The following is a 15,136-nucleotide window of genomic DNA, read 5'->3' as shown; positions in this document are numbered from 1 at the left end:
CGTCGACCCACCCCTTGCGTTCCTCCCGGCCCGTTCCGGCCGTCCAGAAGGGGTGGGTCGGACGGAAAGGGGTGGGTCGGCGGAACGGGCGGAGGGAGTCTCGAACCGTTTCGATACCTGTGGTGGCGGGAGTGTAAGCGTTTGCAGTAGCCTGATCGCATGGCACAGCTCGAACAGTTCGCAGCCCCCGGTTCCGAGTGGTGGCGCAGCGCCGTCATCTACCAGATCTACCCCCGCTCCTTCGCGGACGCCTCGGGCGACGGCATCGGCGACCTCCCCGGTATCACGAAGCGCCTCGATGCCCTGCAGGAGCTGGGTGTCGACGCGATCTGGCTGAGCCCGTTCATGACGAGTCCGCAGCGCGACGCCGGCTACGACGTGGCCGACTACCGCGACGTCGACCCGCTGTTCGGCACGCTGGCCGACTTCGACGAGATGCTCGAGGCCGCGCACTCCCGGGGCATCCGGGTGATCGTCGACCTCGTCCCCAACCACTCCTCCGACCAGCACCCCTGGTTCCAGGAGGCGCTCCAGGCCGCACCCGGCAGCCCGGAGCGTGCGCGCTACATCTTCCGCGACGGCCGCGGTGAGAACGGTGACCTACCCCCGAACAACTGGGAGTCGGTGTTCGGCGGCGGCATGTGGCAGCGCGTCACCGAGGCCGACGGCACGCCCGGCCAGTGGTACCTGCACATCTTCGACGCCACGCAGCCCGACTTCGACTGGAACAACGAGGAGGTGCAGGAGGAGTTCCGCTCGATCCTGCGCTTCTGGCTCGACCGCGGCGTCGACGGCTTCCGGGTCGACGTCGCCCACGGCATGATCAAGACCGAGGGCCTGCCCGACTACACGCCCCCGACGGACGCCGACTCGATGGGCGGCGGCGAGTCGAACGTGCCGTACTGGGGCCAGGACGGCGTGCACGAGATCTACCGCGACTGGCACAAGGTGCTCGCCGAGTACGACGGCGACCGCGCGCTCTGCGGCGAGGCCTGGATGCCGACGCTGAAGGAGACCGCCCTCTGGGTGCGTCCGGACGAGATGCACCAGACCTTCAACTTCCCGTACCTGATGACGACGTGGAACGCGAAGGACCTGGGTGACGTGATCCGCGAGTCGCTCGATGAGTTCGGCGCAGTCGGCGCCCCGAGCACCTGGGTGCTGTCCAACCACGACGTCGTCCGGCACGCCACGCGCCTCGCCCTCACGATCGACAACCCGCAGGGCGAGGGCATCGGCCCGAACACCCCCGACAAGCCGGACACCGCGATCGGCCTGGCCCGTGCCCGCGCCGCCACGACGCTGATGCTCGCACTCCCCGGCTCCGCCTACCTGTATCAGGGCGAGGAGCTCGGGCTGCCCGAGGCGATGGAGATCCCGGACGAGTACCGTCAGGACCCGACGTGGTTCCGCACGAACGGCGAGCGCTACGGACGCGACGGCTGCCGCGTGCCCCTGCCGTGGGAGGCGGAGGCTCCGGCGTTCGGCTTCAACGACACGGGCCTCTCGTGGCTCCCGCAGCCCGCGGAGTGGGCGGACTATGCCCGGGACGTCGAGGAGGTCGACCCCGCGTCGACGCTGGCTCTGTACAAGCGCCTGCTCGCCGGCCGCCGCGAGTTCGGCTTCGGCACCGGATCGCTCGTGTGGGAGGACGCCGGTCCCGACGCCGTGGCCTTCCGCCGCGATGAGGTGCATGTGCTGGCGAACCTCGGCACCGCCCCTCTCGAGCTTCCGGAGGGCGCCGTCGTCCTGCTCCGCAGCCAGCCGTTCGACGGTTCGGAAGTCCCCGTCGACACCGCGGTCTGGTACACCAAGGCCTGACAAACCCGTCACGTCCGTGGCGCGCTTCACACGGGGCGCGCCACGGACGTCTCCGATCCGAAGGGCAGACGATGGCGAGCATCGACGAGGTCGCCCGGCTCGCCGGCGTCTCCACCGCGACGGTCTCCCGCGCGCTGAGCGGCCGCGGGCATGTCTCGGAGTCGGCGCGCGAGCGCGTCCAGGCCGCCGCCGCCTCGCTCGGGTATGTGGTCTCCTCCCGCGCCTCGAGCCTCGCGTCGGGGCGCACCCGCAACGTCGGCGTCGTCGTGCCGTTCCTGGACCGCTGGTTCTTCAGCACCGTGCTGTCCGGGGTCTCGGCCGCACTCATGCGCGCCGGCTACGACATCACGCTCTACAACATCACCGCCGACAAGGACGTGCGGCGCCACGTGTTCGACACCTTCCTGCGCCGCCAGCGCGTGGATGCCGTGATCGCCGTGTCGATCGAGCTGGACGAGGACGAGACGCAGCAGCTCCTCGACCTCGGTCTGCCCGTCATCGCGATCGGCGGCCCGAACCCGAAGCTCGACACGCTCACGGTCGACGATGTCGCCGTGGCGCAACTCGCGACGGAGCACCTGCTCGGTCTGGGACACACGGAGATCGCCCACATCGGTGCGAACCCGGAGTTCGACATCGACTTCCACATCCCCACGAACCGGCGGCTCGGCTTCGAGAAGGCGCTCGCGACGGCCGGGGTCCCGTTGAACCCGGCGTTCCTGGAGCCGGCGGACTTCACGGTCGAGGGTGGCTACCGCGCCGCGAAGCAGCTCCTCGGTCGTCCGGGGCCTCGTCCCACCGCGGTGTTCGCGGCGTCGGACGAGATGGCGATCGGGGCACTCCTCGCCGCCCGCGACCTGGGCTTCGCGGTGCCGGGAGACCTGTCCATCGTCGGCATCGACGGTCACGAGCTCGGCGAGTTCTTCCGCCTCACCACGGTCGACCAGTTCCCGCTCGGGCAGGGCGAGCGGGCGGCCGACGCTGTGCTCGCGAAGCTCACCGATCCGGGGGCCGAGCGACCGGCCGCCGCGCTGCCCTACGAGCTCAACGTCCGCGGGACGACCGCTCGGCTCGTCTGAGTGCGCAGGCGTTCACAACTCAGGAGTGTGGCGCGCGGAGCCCGCGGTTCCGCCCCCGACGGGCGCAGGTGCCTCGGTTCTCCTGAGTTGTGAACGCGCCGAGTTCATCAGGCCGCGGTCGCGTCCCGCCAGGTGCGGTAACCGCCGTCGAGATTGCGCACCGCGCGCCCGTGCTGCCGCAGCAGTCGGGTGGCGATGTGCCCCCGGAGGCCGACCTGGCAGTGCACCACGAGGGGTCCGTCCGGGAGGTCATCGAGGCGGTCGCGGAGCTCGTCGAGCGGGATGTTCCGCGCGCCGGGGATGGCACCGTCCGCATACTCGGCCGGGGAGCGGACATCGATGAGGGCGGCGCCCGCCTGCACGGCGTCATCGAGTTCGTGCCACTGGACGGTCGGGGTGGTGCCGCTGCGAGTGTTCTCGGCCACGTATCCGAGGATGTTCACCGCATCCTTGGCAGAGCCGAACTGCGGGGCGTACGCGAGCTCCAGGTGCGCCAGCCCGGCGGCGGTGACTCCCGCCTGCAGTGCCGTCGCGATGACGTCGATCCGCTTGTCGACACCGTCGCGGCCCACGATCTGCGCCCCGAGGATACGGTCGGTGGCGGGGTCGGCGAGGAGCTTCATCGACAGGGTCTCCGCCCCCGGGTAGTAGCCGGCGTGCGATCCGGGGTGCACGTGCACGGCATAGTGGTCGCGGCCGGCGTCACGGAGCTGCTTCTCGCTCCATCCGGTCTTCGCGGCCGCGAGGCCGAACACCTGCACGATTCCGGTCCCGAGAGCGGGGCGCGCCCACTCCTCTCGACCCGCGATGACGTCGGCGACCATGCGACCGTGGCGGTTGGCGAGACCGGCCATGGTGACCAGCGCCGCCCCACCGCCGACGAGGTCGGTCTTCTCGACGCCGTCGCCGACCGCGAAGACGTCGCGGGCGCTGGTGCGGCAGATCTCGTCGACCGCGATCCCGCCGGTCTCGCCGAGGCGGATTCCGGCGGCGTGGGCGAGTCCGGCCTCGGGCACCACGCCGGAGGCGTCGATGAGGAGCGCTGCAGGCACGGCGGTGCCGTCGCTCAATGTCACCGAGTCCGCGCCGGTGGCCACGACCTCGACGCCGAGCCGCACGTCGACGCCGCGGCGCCGGACCTCGGCCGCGAGCGGGGCGGCCATCTCCGGGTCCAGTGGGGCGAGCAGGTGGGCACCGCGCTGCACCAGGGTCACGGCAGCGCCACGGGCGACGAGGTTCTCTACGGCCTCCAGTCCCGTGTACCCACCGCCCACGACAACCACCGGTAGTCCGGGGCGGAGGGCGGCATCGATCGCATCGGCATCCGCCACGGTCCGCAGGCTCCGCGCGGGGAGGGCTCCGGTCGGCTCGTCGCCGCGGGGCCGGGCACCGGTGGCGAGCACGAGGCGGTCGTACGGGTGGGTGGCACAGCGGCCGCTCTCGAGATCGATGACCTCGACCGTCTTCCGCTCGGTGTCGATGGTGACGACCTCGTGGCGAACGCGGACGTCGAGCCGGAAGCGGCGGTGCAGCGATTCCGGACTCTGCAGCAGCAGGGTGTCCCGCTCCTCGATGACACCGCCCACGTAGTAGGGCAGGCCGCAGTTGGCGTAGGACACCTCGGGTCCGCGCTCGAAGACGACGATCTCGGCGGACTCGTCCAGCCGCCGGAGCCGGGTCGCCGCCGACATGCCGCCGGCGACACCGCCGACGATGACGACGCGAAGTGCTGCGCTCATCGGCCCAACAGCCGCGACAGGAGCCCGCCCTTGGCCTCGTCCTTCAGGTGGCCCGCGCACCAGTCCGACGCCGGCACGGTGCGACGGACGGCATCGACGTGCTGACCGCACCCCGCCCAGGTGGTCTTGCCGCAGGTTCGGCAACGGGCTGCTCGACACATGTGTTCACTCTCCTCACTGGATACCCCGGTGGGTATATTGAGACTATACCCCCGGGGGTATAGTGAGATACACAGCCGACCTTCAGGGAGTGACCATGACCACCGTCGACGCCGACACGCAGCGCAAGATCGCCAACCGCCTCAAGCGCGCGCAGGGACAGCTCGGCGCCGTGATCGCCGCGGTCGAGAGCGGCGGGGACTGCCGGGCGGTCGTCACCCAGCTCGCCGCCGTGACCTCGGCTCTCGACAAGGCCGGGTTCCAGATCATCGCCTCGGCGATGAAGACGTGCCTGGAAGACCCCGCGCAGGACGATGCAGTTCCCCTGCCCGACCTGGAGAAGCTCTTCCTCACCCTCGCCTGAACGCGACCCGGCCCCCTGCGGCCACCCCGGCCCGGTGCGGACGATCGCAACGGGCCGGGAGGCGCGCAAGGGGCCGGGTCGACGAGGGTGTCAGGGGACGATGAGACCGGCGGTCGCGGTGCGCGCGGCCTCGAAGCGGCGCTGCACGTCCGGCCAGTTCACGAGGTTCCAGAACGCCTTGACGTAGTCGGCGCGGACGTTGAGGTAGTCGAGGTAGTAGGCGTGCTCCCACACGTCCAGCTGCAGCAGCGGAGTCACGCCGAGCGGCGCGTTGCCCTGCTGGTCGAAGAGCTGGAAGATCACCGGGCGGGCACCGACCGAGTCCCACGCGAGCACGGCCCAGCCCGAGCCCTGCACGCCGAGAGCCGTCGCGGTGAAGTGCGCGCGGAAGCCCTCGATCGACCCGAAGGAGTCCGCGAGCGCCGCCGAGAGCTCGCCCTCCGGAGCCCCGCCGCCCTCGGGCGAGAGGTTCTGCCAGAACACCGAGTGGTTGATGTGACCGCCCAGGTTGAACGCGAGGTCCTTCTCGAGCTTGTTCACGGCGGCGAGGTCGCCGCTGTCACGGGCCGCCGCGAGCTGCTCCAGCGCCGTGTTCGCGCCGGTCACGTAGGCCTGGTGGTGCTTGGAGTGGTGCAGCTCCATGATCTTGCCCGAGATGTGCGGCTCGAGCGCGGAGTAGTCGTAGGGCAGTTCGGGGAGCGTGTACGGAGTGGACATGGTGTTCCTTTCGTGTCGGGGTCAGAGGGCGGTGTCGTGGGACAGGGCGTGGAAACGGCGGTCGATGTAGACGAGCGGGCGGGCGGGGCGCCCCGTGAGCACCTCGAGCACCTCCGCGATCACCACGGTCGAGGAGCCGACGGGCACGGTCTGGATCGCTCGGCAGCGCAGCGCGACCCGGGCCTCCGCCAGGTGCGGCTCCCCGGTCGGCAGCGTCGTCCAGCCCTGCTCCGGCGTGAAGCGCTCGGCACCGCTCACCGCAGAAGCTCTGGGCGAGCGCGGAGTGCTCGTCGTCGATGAGATGCACGACGAAGGTCTCGGCGCCGAGGATGGCCCCGGCGCTGCCGGTCGCCCTGGTCACCGAGAACACGATCGCCGCCGGGTCGACCGCGACCGACGACACACTCGACGCCGTGAGCCCCACCGGTCCGTCCGGGCCCTGCGCCGTGATGATGGCGACGCCGGCGGGATGGGTGCGGAACGCCGCCTTGAGGCCCTCCCCGACCGGTGTCGGCACCGGAGCGGCGGGATGCGGGGTGGTGTTCGGGTCGGGGGTCATCGGGTGCTCTCCTCGAGAGGGATGGGGGTGGGGGCCGCATGGGCGCGCATGGCCACGTGGTCGACGAGCTTCGTGCGCTCCCGGCCGCGGATGACTCCGGCGCGGCGCTCGGCCTCGTCGATGTGCGACCAGCCCTCCCAGTCCATCACGCCGGGGAGGTCGAGGGGCGGGTCCTGGTCATCGCGGCCGGATCGCCCGATGGCGATGCGCGCGGTCACTCGTGGACCTCCTGCGGCGGGAGCGCGGCAATGAGGGGGTGGTCGTGCCGGATGAGCCCGGTCCGGGCGGCGCCGCCGGGCGAGCCGATCTCGTCGAAGAACTCGACGTTGGCCTTGTAGTAGTCCTGCCACTCGTCGGGAAGGTCGTCTTCGTAGTAGATCGCCTCCACGGGGCACACCGGCTCGCAGGCCCCGCAGTCGACGCATTCATCCGGGTGGATGTAGAGCGACCGCTCCCCCTCGTAGATGCAGTCGACAGGGCACTCGTCGATGCAGGCCTTGTCCTTGAGGTCGACGCACGGCAACGCGATCACGTACGTCATCGCGACTTCTTCCTTGTCCCACTCACGCCCTCCACCGTAAAACCTCAAGCGCACTTGAGGTCAAATCGAGGCCGAGACCCCGACCTCTCGCCGAGACCCCGTCCGCGCCGCGCGGATTCGACGGGGTCTCGGCGAGAAGGCGGGGCCTCGGCGGATTCGTCAGGTGATCTGGAAGGGGGCGGAGAGGAGCTGGTCCTCGCGGGAGCTGGGTCCGACGAGCAGCGTGAAGGCACCGGGCTCGACGGTGCGGACTCCTGCGGCGGTCACGATCGTGCACTCGGCGACGGGGACCTCGACCCGCACGCGGGCGCTTTCGCCCGGCGCGAGCTCGACCTGCCGGAAGGCCTTGAGCTCGCGGTCGGTCCAGCTCACGCTCGTCACCTCGTCCCGGATGTACGCCTGCACGGTCTCGCGGACGGGCCGGTCGCCGGTGTTCGTCACGGTCACATGACCGACCGCGGTGTCATCGATCCCCAGCTCGTCCCGCTCCAGCTCCAGGTCCGCGTACGCCACGGTCGTGTACGACCGCCCCTCGCCGAAGGCCCACGCGGGCGACTGGGTGAGATCGGCGTAGCGGTCGCCGTGCTGGCCGCGGATCTGGTTGTAATAGGTCGGCTGCTGCCCGACGTGGCGCGCGAACGAGATCGGCAGCCGCCCGGAGGGCTCCACGGCGCCCGTGACGACGTCTGCGAGCGCCCGTCCGCCCTGCATCCCCGGGCTCGCCGCCCAGACCACCGCCGCCGCGCGCTGCACGGACGGCGGGAGCACGAGGGGCTTGGAAGCCAGCAGCACCACGACGACGGGCTTGCCGGTCTCGATGAGCGCGTCGAGCAGCGCGTTCTGGCCGCCGATGAGCTCCAGCGTGGCTGTGGACCGCCCCTCGCCGACGAGCTCGATGCGATCGCCGACGACCGCGACAACGACGTCCGCGGCCTCGGCGGCGGCGACCGCCTCCGCGATCAGCGCCGGATCGGGCGGGCACGGCTGCACCACGGGAGGACGCGGCTGGTTGTCCGGGAAGTGGGTGCCGCGGGGGTCGTCGGCGAGCGTGAGGATGTCGGCGCCGCGCGTGTGCGTGACGTTCCACGCGCCCACCGCGCGGAGGCCGTCGAGCACGGTGGTGATCATCTCGCGGGGCTGCCCGTCGAGCCAGCCCGCCTGCCCCGAACCTCCCGCCCAGTCGCCGAGCTGGGTCTGCGCGTCGTCCGCGAGCGGCCCGGTCACCGCCACCCGCAGCGGCGCCGCAGGGTCGAGCGGCAGGACGCCGTCGTTCTCGAGGAGCACGAGTGAACGACGCGCGATGTCGAGGTTGAGCTCCGCGTGGCCGGCGCTGCCGACCACCATGGACACGTCGTCGCGGGGGAGACGGGGGTCTTCGAAGAGCCCGAGCTCGAACTTCAGGGTGAGGATGCGGGACACGGCGTCGTCGAACGCGTCCTCCGGCAGCAGCCCCGTGGCGACCGCGTCCAGCGCGCCCTCGAAGAACCCAGGCGTGGTCATCACCATGTCGTTCCCGGCGCGCACGGCCGCGGCGGCGGCATGCGTGAGGTCGGGCTGCACCCGCTGCTCCCACACCATCCGGCCCACGTTGTCCCAGTCGGTGATGAGGGTGCCGGTGTACCCCCACTCGCCGCGGAGGACATCGCTGAGCAGCCAGTCGTTCAGCGTGATCGGCACCCCGTCGGTCGTCTGGTAACCGAGCATGAACGTCCGGCAGCCCTCGCGCGCCACCCGTTCGAACGGCGGAAGGAACCAGGAGCGCAGCTTGCGCGGAGAGATGTCCGCCTCGCTCGCGTCACGGCCGCCCTGCGTCTCGGAATAGCCGGCGAAGTGCTTGGCCGTCGCGAGGATCGCGGTGGGATCGTCGAGGCCGTCACCCTGGTAGCCGCGGACCATCGCGCTCGCGAGCTCCCCGATGAGGAACGGGTCTTCGCCGAAGGTCTCTCCCACGCGCCCCCAGCGCAGGTCGCGTGCGATGCACAGCACCGGCGAGAACGTCCAGTGGATGCCGGTCGCCGCGACCTCCTCTGCCGTCGCCCGCGCCACGCGCTCGACGAGCGCCGGATCCCACGACGCCGCCATGCCGAGCTGGATCGGATAGATCGTCGCGCCCGGCCAGAAGGAGTGTCCGTGGATGCAGTCCTCCCCCACCAGCAGCGGGATGCGAAGTCGGGTCCGCGCGGTGAGCTCGTTCGCCCGCAGGATGCGCTCGGGGGACGTGTGCAGGATCGATCCCGCGTGACGGCGGGCGATGTGGTCGTCGATGTCGTCGCGGGCGTCGAGCTGGAGCATCTGCCCGACCTTCTCCTCCCGCGTCATCCGGCCGAGGAGGTCGGCCACGCGTTCGCGGATCGAGAGAGCGGGGTCCTGGTACGGGAGCTGCGTGGTCAGGGTCTGAGAGGTCATCACTTCGTGTTCTGGTCCGTGTTCGGTGTCGCGGTCTTCGAGGAGTCGGCGGTGCTGGAGGAGACGGGTGGGGTCGCCGACGATACGGGATCGGGGCCCTTCTCCGGCAGGGGCACGCTGCGGACGACCGTGACGGCGTCGTTCACGTTCAGCCCCTTCTTCTTCATCGCCCTGGCTCGCTCTCCCGCCGACCGCAGCCTCGGATTGACGTACTCGTCGATGCCGAAGTTGATGAGCGAGAGGGCCACTCCGATGACGGCGATGCAGAGCCCTGCGGGCACGTACCACCACCACAACCGGGGGAAGGCGCCGTTCTGCTGCGCCCAGAACAGGATGGTGCCCCAGTTGAGGTTGCTGACCGGGATCACCCCGATGAAAGCCAGGGTCGTGAGACCGAGGATGGCCGCGGTCACCGTGCCGACGAAGCTCGAGGCGATGAGCGCCATGAGGTTCGGGAGCATCTCGACCGTGATGATGCGGCGCAGCGGCTCGCCGTTCGCGCGCGCGGCCTGGATGAAGTCGCGGTTGCGCAGCGACATGGTCTGCGCGCGCAGCACGCGAGCACCCCACGCCCAGCCGGTGATCCCGAGCACCGCGGCGATCACGATCAGCGGCGGGTTCTCGAACTGCGAGGCGATGATGATGATCAGCGGGATACCGGGGATCACCAGGAACACGTTGGTCAGGGCCGACAGGGACTCGCTCTTCCACCCGCGCACGTAGCCGGCGATCACACCGATCGTGATCGCGATGATCGTGGCGATGAACGCCGCGAGGAAGCCGACGACGATCACCCCCCGGGTGCCGTAGATGATCTGGCTCAGGACGTCTTCGCCCATGTGCGTCGTACCCAGCCAGTGCTCCCAGGAAGGCGGCTGACGGAGCGCCGCGCGGTCCTTCTGCGTCGGTCCGTACGGGGCGATCCACGGAGCGAGGATCGCGATGAGCACGAACGCCCCGAGGATGAGGAGCCCCGTGATCGACTTCGGGTTGCGGAACATGGCGAACGCCTGGGCGAGCTGAGACCAGAACGTCTTGCGGGGCGGCGCTCCGACCGGTGGGGTGCGCAGGGTGGCGGTCTCCGGCATGCCGGTGACGACGGCGGATCCGTCCGGTGCCGTGGTCGCTGCGGTGGGGGGAACGGTCATGTCAGGACTCCATCTGGCGCGTGCGCGGGTCGAGGTACGCGTAGACGACATCGGCGAGGATGTTGGCCACGAGCACCGACAGCGTGATCACGAGGAACACACCCTGCATGAGGGCGAAGTCCTTGGCGTTGGTCGCGTCGAGCAGCAGTTTGCCGACACCCGGATAGCTGAACACCATCTCCATGACGATCGTGCCGCCGACGATGAAGCCGATCGACAGCGCGAAGCTCTGGATCTGCGGCAGCACCGCGTTGCGGGCGGCGTACCCCCAGAGCACCCGCTTGTTCGGCATGCCCTTCGCCTGCGCGACCGTGATGTAGTCGTCGTCGAGCACCGTCAGCATCATGTTGCGCATCCCGAGCACCCAGCCGCCGAGCGAGGCGACCACGATGGTCAATGCCGGGAGCGTGCCGTGCATGATCACCTGGCCGATGAAGTCGAGACTCCATTCCGGCGACTGCCCCTTGTCGTAGGCGTGCGAGGACGGGAACCACTTCAGCGTCGACGAGAAGATCGCGATCGCGATGAGTCCGAGCCAGAAGTACGGGATCGTGTTGAAGAAGGTCGTCACGGGGACGATCGCGTCGAGCCTGCTGCCGCGCTTCCACCCGACGACGGCTCCCGCAAGGGTGCCGATCGTGAAGGAGATGACGGTCGCGATGCCGACCAGCCCGAGCGTCCAGGGGAGGGCGGCGGCGAGCACCTCGGAGACAGGCCGTAGGCCGTGCAGGGTCGAGATGCCGAGGTCGCCGCGCAGCAGCATGCCCCAGTACTCGAGGTACTGCTGCCCGATCGATTTGTCGCTGTCGATGCCGAGCAGCACCCGCAACGCGTCGGCGGCTTCGGGGCTCACGGTGCGGTTGCGCGCGAGGTACGAGCTGACCGCATCGCCCTTCATGAGCCGGGGCAGGAAGAAGTTGATCGTGATCGCCGCCCACAGCGTGAACAGGTAGAACCCGGCGCGACCGGCGAAGAAGCGCCACGGCACCTGCCGTCTCGTGCGCTGCGCCGTGGTCGCGGTCGTGCCGACCTCGAGGGCGTCGCGGGCGACGAGGTCGTTGTCGTCCAGCTGGGGGAATGCCGTGCTCACAGGGTGCCTCCGTTCGATGCCGCCGCGGCGAAGTGCCTCTCCGGATCGGGAGAGGCGGCGCGCAGCTCGCGGGTGTACGGGTCCTGCGGATTCAGGATCACGTCGTCCGCCGTGCCGTACTCCACGACGCGCCCCTGATTGAGCACCATGATCTCGTCGCTGAAGTGCCGGGCGGTCGCCAGGTCGTGCGTGATGTAGAGCACACCGAGTCCCTCTTCGCGCTGCAGATCGGCGAGCAGGTTCAGCACCCCGAGCCGGATGGAGACGTCCAGCATCGACACCGGCTCGTCGGCGACCAGGAGGGACGGCCGGGAGGCGAGAGCCCGCGCGATGGCCACGCGCTGCCGCTGCCCGCCCGAGAGCTCATGCGGGCGGCGGTCGATCACCGCGTCCGCATCGAGCCGCACCCGGTCGAGGAGCCTGCGCACCTCGTCTTCGGTCTCCTTCTTGGGCACCACATCGTCGAGGCGGATCGGCCGCTCCAGGTGATAGCGGATCGAGTGATAAGGGTTGAGCGAGGCGAACGGGTCCTGGAACACCATGCGCAGCTGCTGGCGATAGGTCCGCAGACCCCGGCCGCGGCGCGGGATGGGTTTCCCGTCGAGCAGCACGTCACCGCTGGTCGGGCTCTCCAGTTGGGTGAGGATCTTCGCGATCGTGGACTTTCCGCTGCCGGACTGTCCGACCAGGCCGATCGTCCGACCGGACCTCAGGGTGAAGCTCACGTCGTCGAGGGCCTTGATCTGGCCGGCACCGCGCACGGCGTACGCCTTCGTGACCTTCCGGAACTCGAGGGTGGTCATCGCACCAGCACTCCTCTCTCCCCGGTGAGCCGGGGGAACGACGACAGCAGCGTCTTCGTGTACTCGTGCTCCGGCTGCGTCCAGATGCGCTCGGCGCTCGCGAGCTCGATGATCTCGCCTTCGCGCATGATCGCGATCCGGTCGCTGATCTCCAGCAGGAGCGGAAGGTCGTGCGTGATGAAGATCACCGAGAAGCCGAACTCATGCCGCAGGTGCGAGATCTGCTTCAGGATCTCCCGCTGCACCAGCACGTCGAGCGCGGTCGTCGGCTCGTCCATGACCATCAGCTGCGGACGCAGCGCGAGGGCCATCGCGATCATGACGCGCTGACGCATGCCGCCGGAGAGCTCGTGCGGGAAGGAGCGCACCCGCTGGCGTCCGACCTTGACGATCTCCAGCAGCTCCTCGACCTCGGCACGCCGCTGCCGGCGGTTCATGTCGGGGCGGTGGATCTCGAACACGTCCTCCAGTTGCGAGCCGATCGTGGCGACAGGGTTGAGGGCGTTCATCGCGCCCTGGAACACCATCGACACCCTGTCCCAGCGGAATCGCTGCATCGCGTCGACGTCCAGCGCGTTGACGTCGACGTCGACGCCCGCCGCGTCGTGGAAGGTCACGCTGCCTCCGGTGATGACGGCCGGAGCGCGCAGCAGGCGCTGGACCCCGTAGGCGAGCGTGGTCTTGCCGCATCCGCTCTCTCCGGCAAGGCCGAGGATCTCGCCGCGCTGCAGTTCGAGGGTCACGTTCTTCACCGCCTCGACGGGCGGATCGACGTCGTACACGACAGAGAAGTCGCGCACGGTGAGCAGGGGATCTGGCATGGGGCGTCCTTCGTGGGGGCGGGCCACCGACAGGCTCAGGGACCCAGCTGGGTGGCTGAGCCTGTCGAGGCTTCGCGGTGGGTGGCTGAGCCTGTCGACGTCCTACTCGGCGGGCTTCAGCTTCGTCAAGATCTGCACGATGTTCGGCTGGGTCGGGTCGGCGGACGCGTACGTGTCGTCCTCCGACGGCCAGCCGACGTAGTTGCGCGTGTTGAACTCACCCAGCAGCGGGTGGGCACCCAGAGGGATGGCCGGCACCTGCTCCGAGAAGATCGTCTGCAGGGTGTCGATGGCGGCGGTGCGCTCCTCGTCGGACGAGGCGTTGGCGTAGGTGTTCAGTGCGGCGGTCGCCTCCGGGTCGTCGAAGCGGCCGAAGTTGAAGCCGGCCTTGCCCTCCGGCGAGATCCACCGCGGGTCCATGGTCGAGGTGTAGAGGCCGTACGCCGTGCCGCTGTCCTCCAGCCAGTGGATGATCGCCGAGAACGTTCCGTTGTCGCGGGGGTCGGCCCAGCCACCCCAGTCGGGCATGTCGATCTTGACCTCGGCGCCGATTCCGTCCTTCACGTCCTCGGCGATGAGCTCCTGCGCGGTGTTCCAGTCGGTCCAGCCGGACGGGACGGAGAGCGTGAACGAGACGGGCGTGCCGTCCGGGTCGATGAGCGCGTCGTCCTTCCACGTGTACCCGGCGGCCTCCAGCAGGCCGCGTGCCTTCTCGGGGTCGACCTCGTATTCGACGCCCTCGAACTCCGGCTGGATCTCGCCCTCGAGGATCGACGACAGGCCCGTGACCGACCAGACGGGCTCGCTGGCACCCTCCCGCGCGATGTCGACGTAGGCGTCGCGGTCGATCACCCAGGCGAGCGCCTGACGGAAGGCGGGGTCGTCGAACGGCTTCTGCTGCAGGTTCATGAACAGCGTGGCGGAGCCGGTGGTCGGGGAGGCGAGGAACTTGTTGTGCTCGGGATCGGCGGAGAGGAACTGCTCCTCGATCTGCGGGATGAACGCCTGCGCCCAGTCGGCGTCGCCGTTCGCGAGGGCCGTGGTGAGGGCGGTGTTGTCCCCGTAGGAGACGTAGTGCAGCTCCGGCACGGCGAGATCGCCGCCCCAGTAGTCGTCACGCGCGTCGAGCGTGACCGACTCGGTCGACCAGTTCGCCATCGCGTAGGGGCCGGTGCCGACGAGATCGTCGCCCTTGACGGGGTCGGTGGCGGGGTCTTCGAACTTCTCCCAGATGTGCTTGGGGACGATGGGGACGTGCAGCACGCGTGCCTGGTTGACGTACTTGGAGTCGCCGAAGCTCAGCACGACGGTGTCGCCGTCGACCTCGGCACCCTCGAACTTGAGGCCGGCGGTGTCGAGGGCTGGGATCGAGGCGGTCTCGAACGAGAAGACGATGTCGTCGGCCGTGAACGGCTCACCGTCGCTCCAGGTGACGCCCTCGCGCGGGACGACCGTGAGCTGCGTGTAGTCGTCGTTCCATTCGAGGCTCTCGGCGAGCCACGGCGTCACGCCGCGGTCACCCGTCTGATTCACGAGGGCCAGGGTCTCGAACACGACCTTGGCGTAGCCGTACTTCGACGCCGCGGAGTCGCCGACGAACGGGTTGTTCGACTCGGTGGTGATCGCGCCGTCGGGCTTCGCGATGGTGAGGGAGGCGGATCCGACGGCGTCGTCGGATCCACCGCCGGCCGAGCATCCGGCGAGCGCCGAAACGCCGAGGGCGGCGACCGCGCTGGCGGCGATCAGGGTTTTCGTGAGCTTCATTGCTTCTCCTTGGGCACGGGTCCTTGTGCGGCGTCGCGGCCGAGGGACCGCCTCCGGCCGCTGCGTTTTGCTTACTGTCGAGAAAGTAAGCTGTGGAGAGGTTACCGAGGAGTAAGTTGGATGGC

At 69.7% G+C, this 15,136-nt stretch carries 13 protein-coding genes and 1 pseudogene; 3 read left to right on the top strand and 11 right to left on the bottom strand.

The features are described from left to right. Nucleotides 1–159: 159 nt before the first annotated feature. Both FY549_RS06200 and FY549_RS06195 read left to right on the top strand, forming a co-directional pair. Nucleotides 160–1,821, top strand: coding sequence for a glycoside hydrolase family 13 protein (locus FY549_RS06200; RefSeq protein ID WP_149084269.1), 1,662 nt, complete (start codon nucleotides 160–162; stop codon nucleotides 1,819–1,821). 71 nt (nucleotides 1,822–1,892) lie between these two features. After that, nucleotides 1,893–2,900: a LacI family DNA-binding transcriptional regulator gene (locus FY549_RS06195; protein ID WP_149084268.1), complete on the top strand. Its 1,008-nt coding sequence runs from the start codon at nucleotides 1,893–1,895 to the stop codon at nucleotides 2,898–2,900. Between the two features lie 107 nt (nucleotides 2,901–3,007). Here FY549_RS06195 and FY549_RS06190 read toward each other — a convergent pair whose 3' ends face one another. Beyond that, nucleotides 3,008–4,639 (bottom strand): FAD-dependent oxidoreductase, encoded by a 1,632-nt coding sequence (locus FY549_RS06190; protein ID WP_149084267.1) that lies wholly within the window; start codon nucleotides 4,637–4,639, stop codon nucleotides 3,008–3,010. Between the two features lie 256 nt (nucleotides 4,640–4,895). On the opposite strand from FY549_RS06190, the gene FY549_RS06185 reads away from it, so the two are divergent. Beyond that, nucleotides 4,896–5,162, top strand: a complete 267-nt coding sequence (locus FY549_RS06185) for a metal-sensitive transcriptional regulator (protein ID WP_149084266.1) — start codon at nucleotides 4,896–4,898, stop codon at nucleotides 5,160–5,162. Between the two features lie 90 nt (nucleotides 5,163–5,252). Here the strand turns inward: FY549_RS06185 and FY549_RS06180 are convergent, their stop codons facing one another. The 10 genes and pseudogenes from FY549_RS06180 to FY549_RS06135 all read right to left on the bottom strand — a co-directional run bounded on the left by FY549_RS06180 (nucleotide 5,253) and on the right by FY549_RS06135 (nucleotide 15,011). Next, on the bottom strand, nucleotides 5,253–5,879 hold the full coding sequence (locus FY549_RS06180) for a superoxide dismutase (protein WP_149084265.1): 627 nt from the start codon (nucleotides 5,877–5,879) through the stop codon (nucleotides 5,253–5,255). Nucleotides 5,880–5,900: 21 nt separating this feature from the next. Further along, a pseudogene (locus tag FY549_RS06175) lies at nucleotides 5,901–6,438 on the bottom strand (flavin reductase family protein). Further along, nucleotides 6,435–6,656 (bottom strand): hypothetical protein, encoded by a 222-nt coding sequence (locus FY549_RS06170; protein WP_149084264.1) that lies wholly within the window; start codon nucleotides 6,654–6,656, stop codon nucleotides 6,435–6,437. Before FY549_RS06170 ends, FY549_RS06175 begins: the two are co-directional and overlap by 4 nt. Then, nucleotides 6,653–6,979, bottom strand: a complete 327-nt coding sequence (gene fdxA, locus FY549_RS06165; RefSeq protein ID WP_025103996.1) for a ferredoxin — start codon at nucleotides 6,977–6,979, stop codon at nucleotides 6,653–6,655. Before fdxA ends, FY549_RS06170 begins: the two co-directional genes overlap by 4 nt. Before the next feature lie 159 nt (nucleotides 6,980–7,138). Beyond that, nucleotides 7,139–9,385 carry a glycoside hydrolase family 3 N-terminal domain-containing protein gene (locus tag FY549_RS06160; RefSeq protein WP_149084263.1) on the bottom strand — a complete coding sequence of 749 codons (2,247 nt, stop codon included), beginning with the start codon at nucleotides 9,383–9,385 and terminating at the stop codon, nucleotides 7,139–7,141. Beyond that, on the bottom strand, nucleotides 9,385–10,533 hold the full coding sequence (locus FY549_RS06155) for an ABC transporter permease (RefSeq protein ID WP_149084262.1): 1,149 nt from the start codon (nucleotides 10,531–10,533) through the stop codon (nucleotides 9,385–9,387). Before FY549_RS06155 ends, FY549_RS06160 begins: the two co-directional genes overlap by 1 nt. 1 nt (nucleotide 10,534) lies before the next feature. Beyond that, entirely contained in the window at nucleotides 10,535–11,623 is a 1,089-nt protein-coding gene (locus FY549_RS06150) for an ABC transporter permease (RefSeq protein ID WP_149084261.1), read from the bottom strand. Continuing rightward, nucleotides 11,620–12,426, bottom strand: a complete 807-nt coding sequence (locus tag FY549_RS06145) for an ABC transporter ATP-binding protein (RefSeq protein ID WP_149084260.1) — start codon at nucleotides 12,424–12,426, stop codon at nucleotides 11,620–11,622. The genes FY549_RS06150 and FY549_RS06145 overlap by 4 nt, the downstream gene beginning before the upstream one ends. After that, nucleotides 12,423–13,247 carry an ABC transporter ATP-binding protein gene (locus FY549_RS06140; RefSeq protein WP_149084259.1) on the bottom strand — a complete coding sequence of 275 codons (825 nt, stop codon included), beginning with the start codon at nucleotides 13,245–13,247 and terminating at the stop codon, nucleotides 12,423–12,425. Before FY549_RS06140 ends, FY549_RS06145 begins: the two co-directional genes overlap by 4 nt. A gap of 102 nt (nucleotides 13,248–13,349) precedes the next feature. Continuing rightward, on the bottom strand, nucleotides 13,350–15,011 hold the full coding sequence (locus FY549_RS06135) for an ABC transporter substrate-binding protein (RefSeq protein WP_149084258.1): 1,662 nt from the start codon (nucleotides 15,009–15,011) through the stop codon (nucleotides 13,350–13,352). Nucleotides 15,012–15,136: the final 125 nt, after the last annotated feature.

The organism is Microbacterium sp. 1S1, assembly GCF_008271365.1.
In the GTDB taxonomy this organism is placed as follows: domain Bacteria; phylum Actinomycetota; class Actinomycetes; order Actinomycetales; family Microbacteriaceae; genus Microbacterium.
This window is presented reverse-complemented; position numbering and strand designations above follow the sequence as displayed.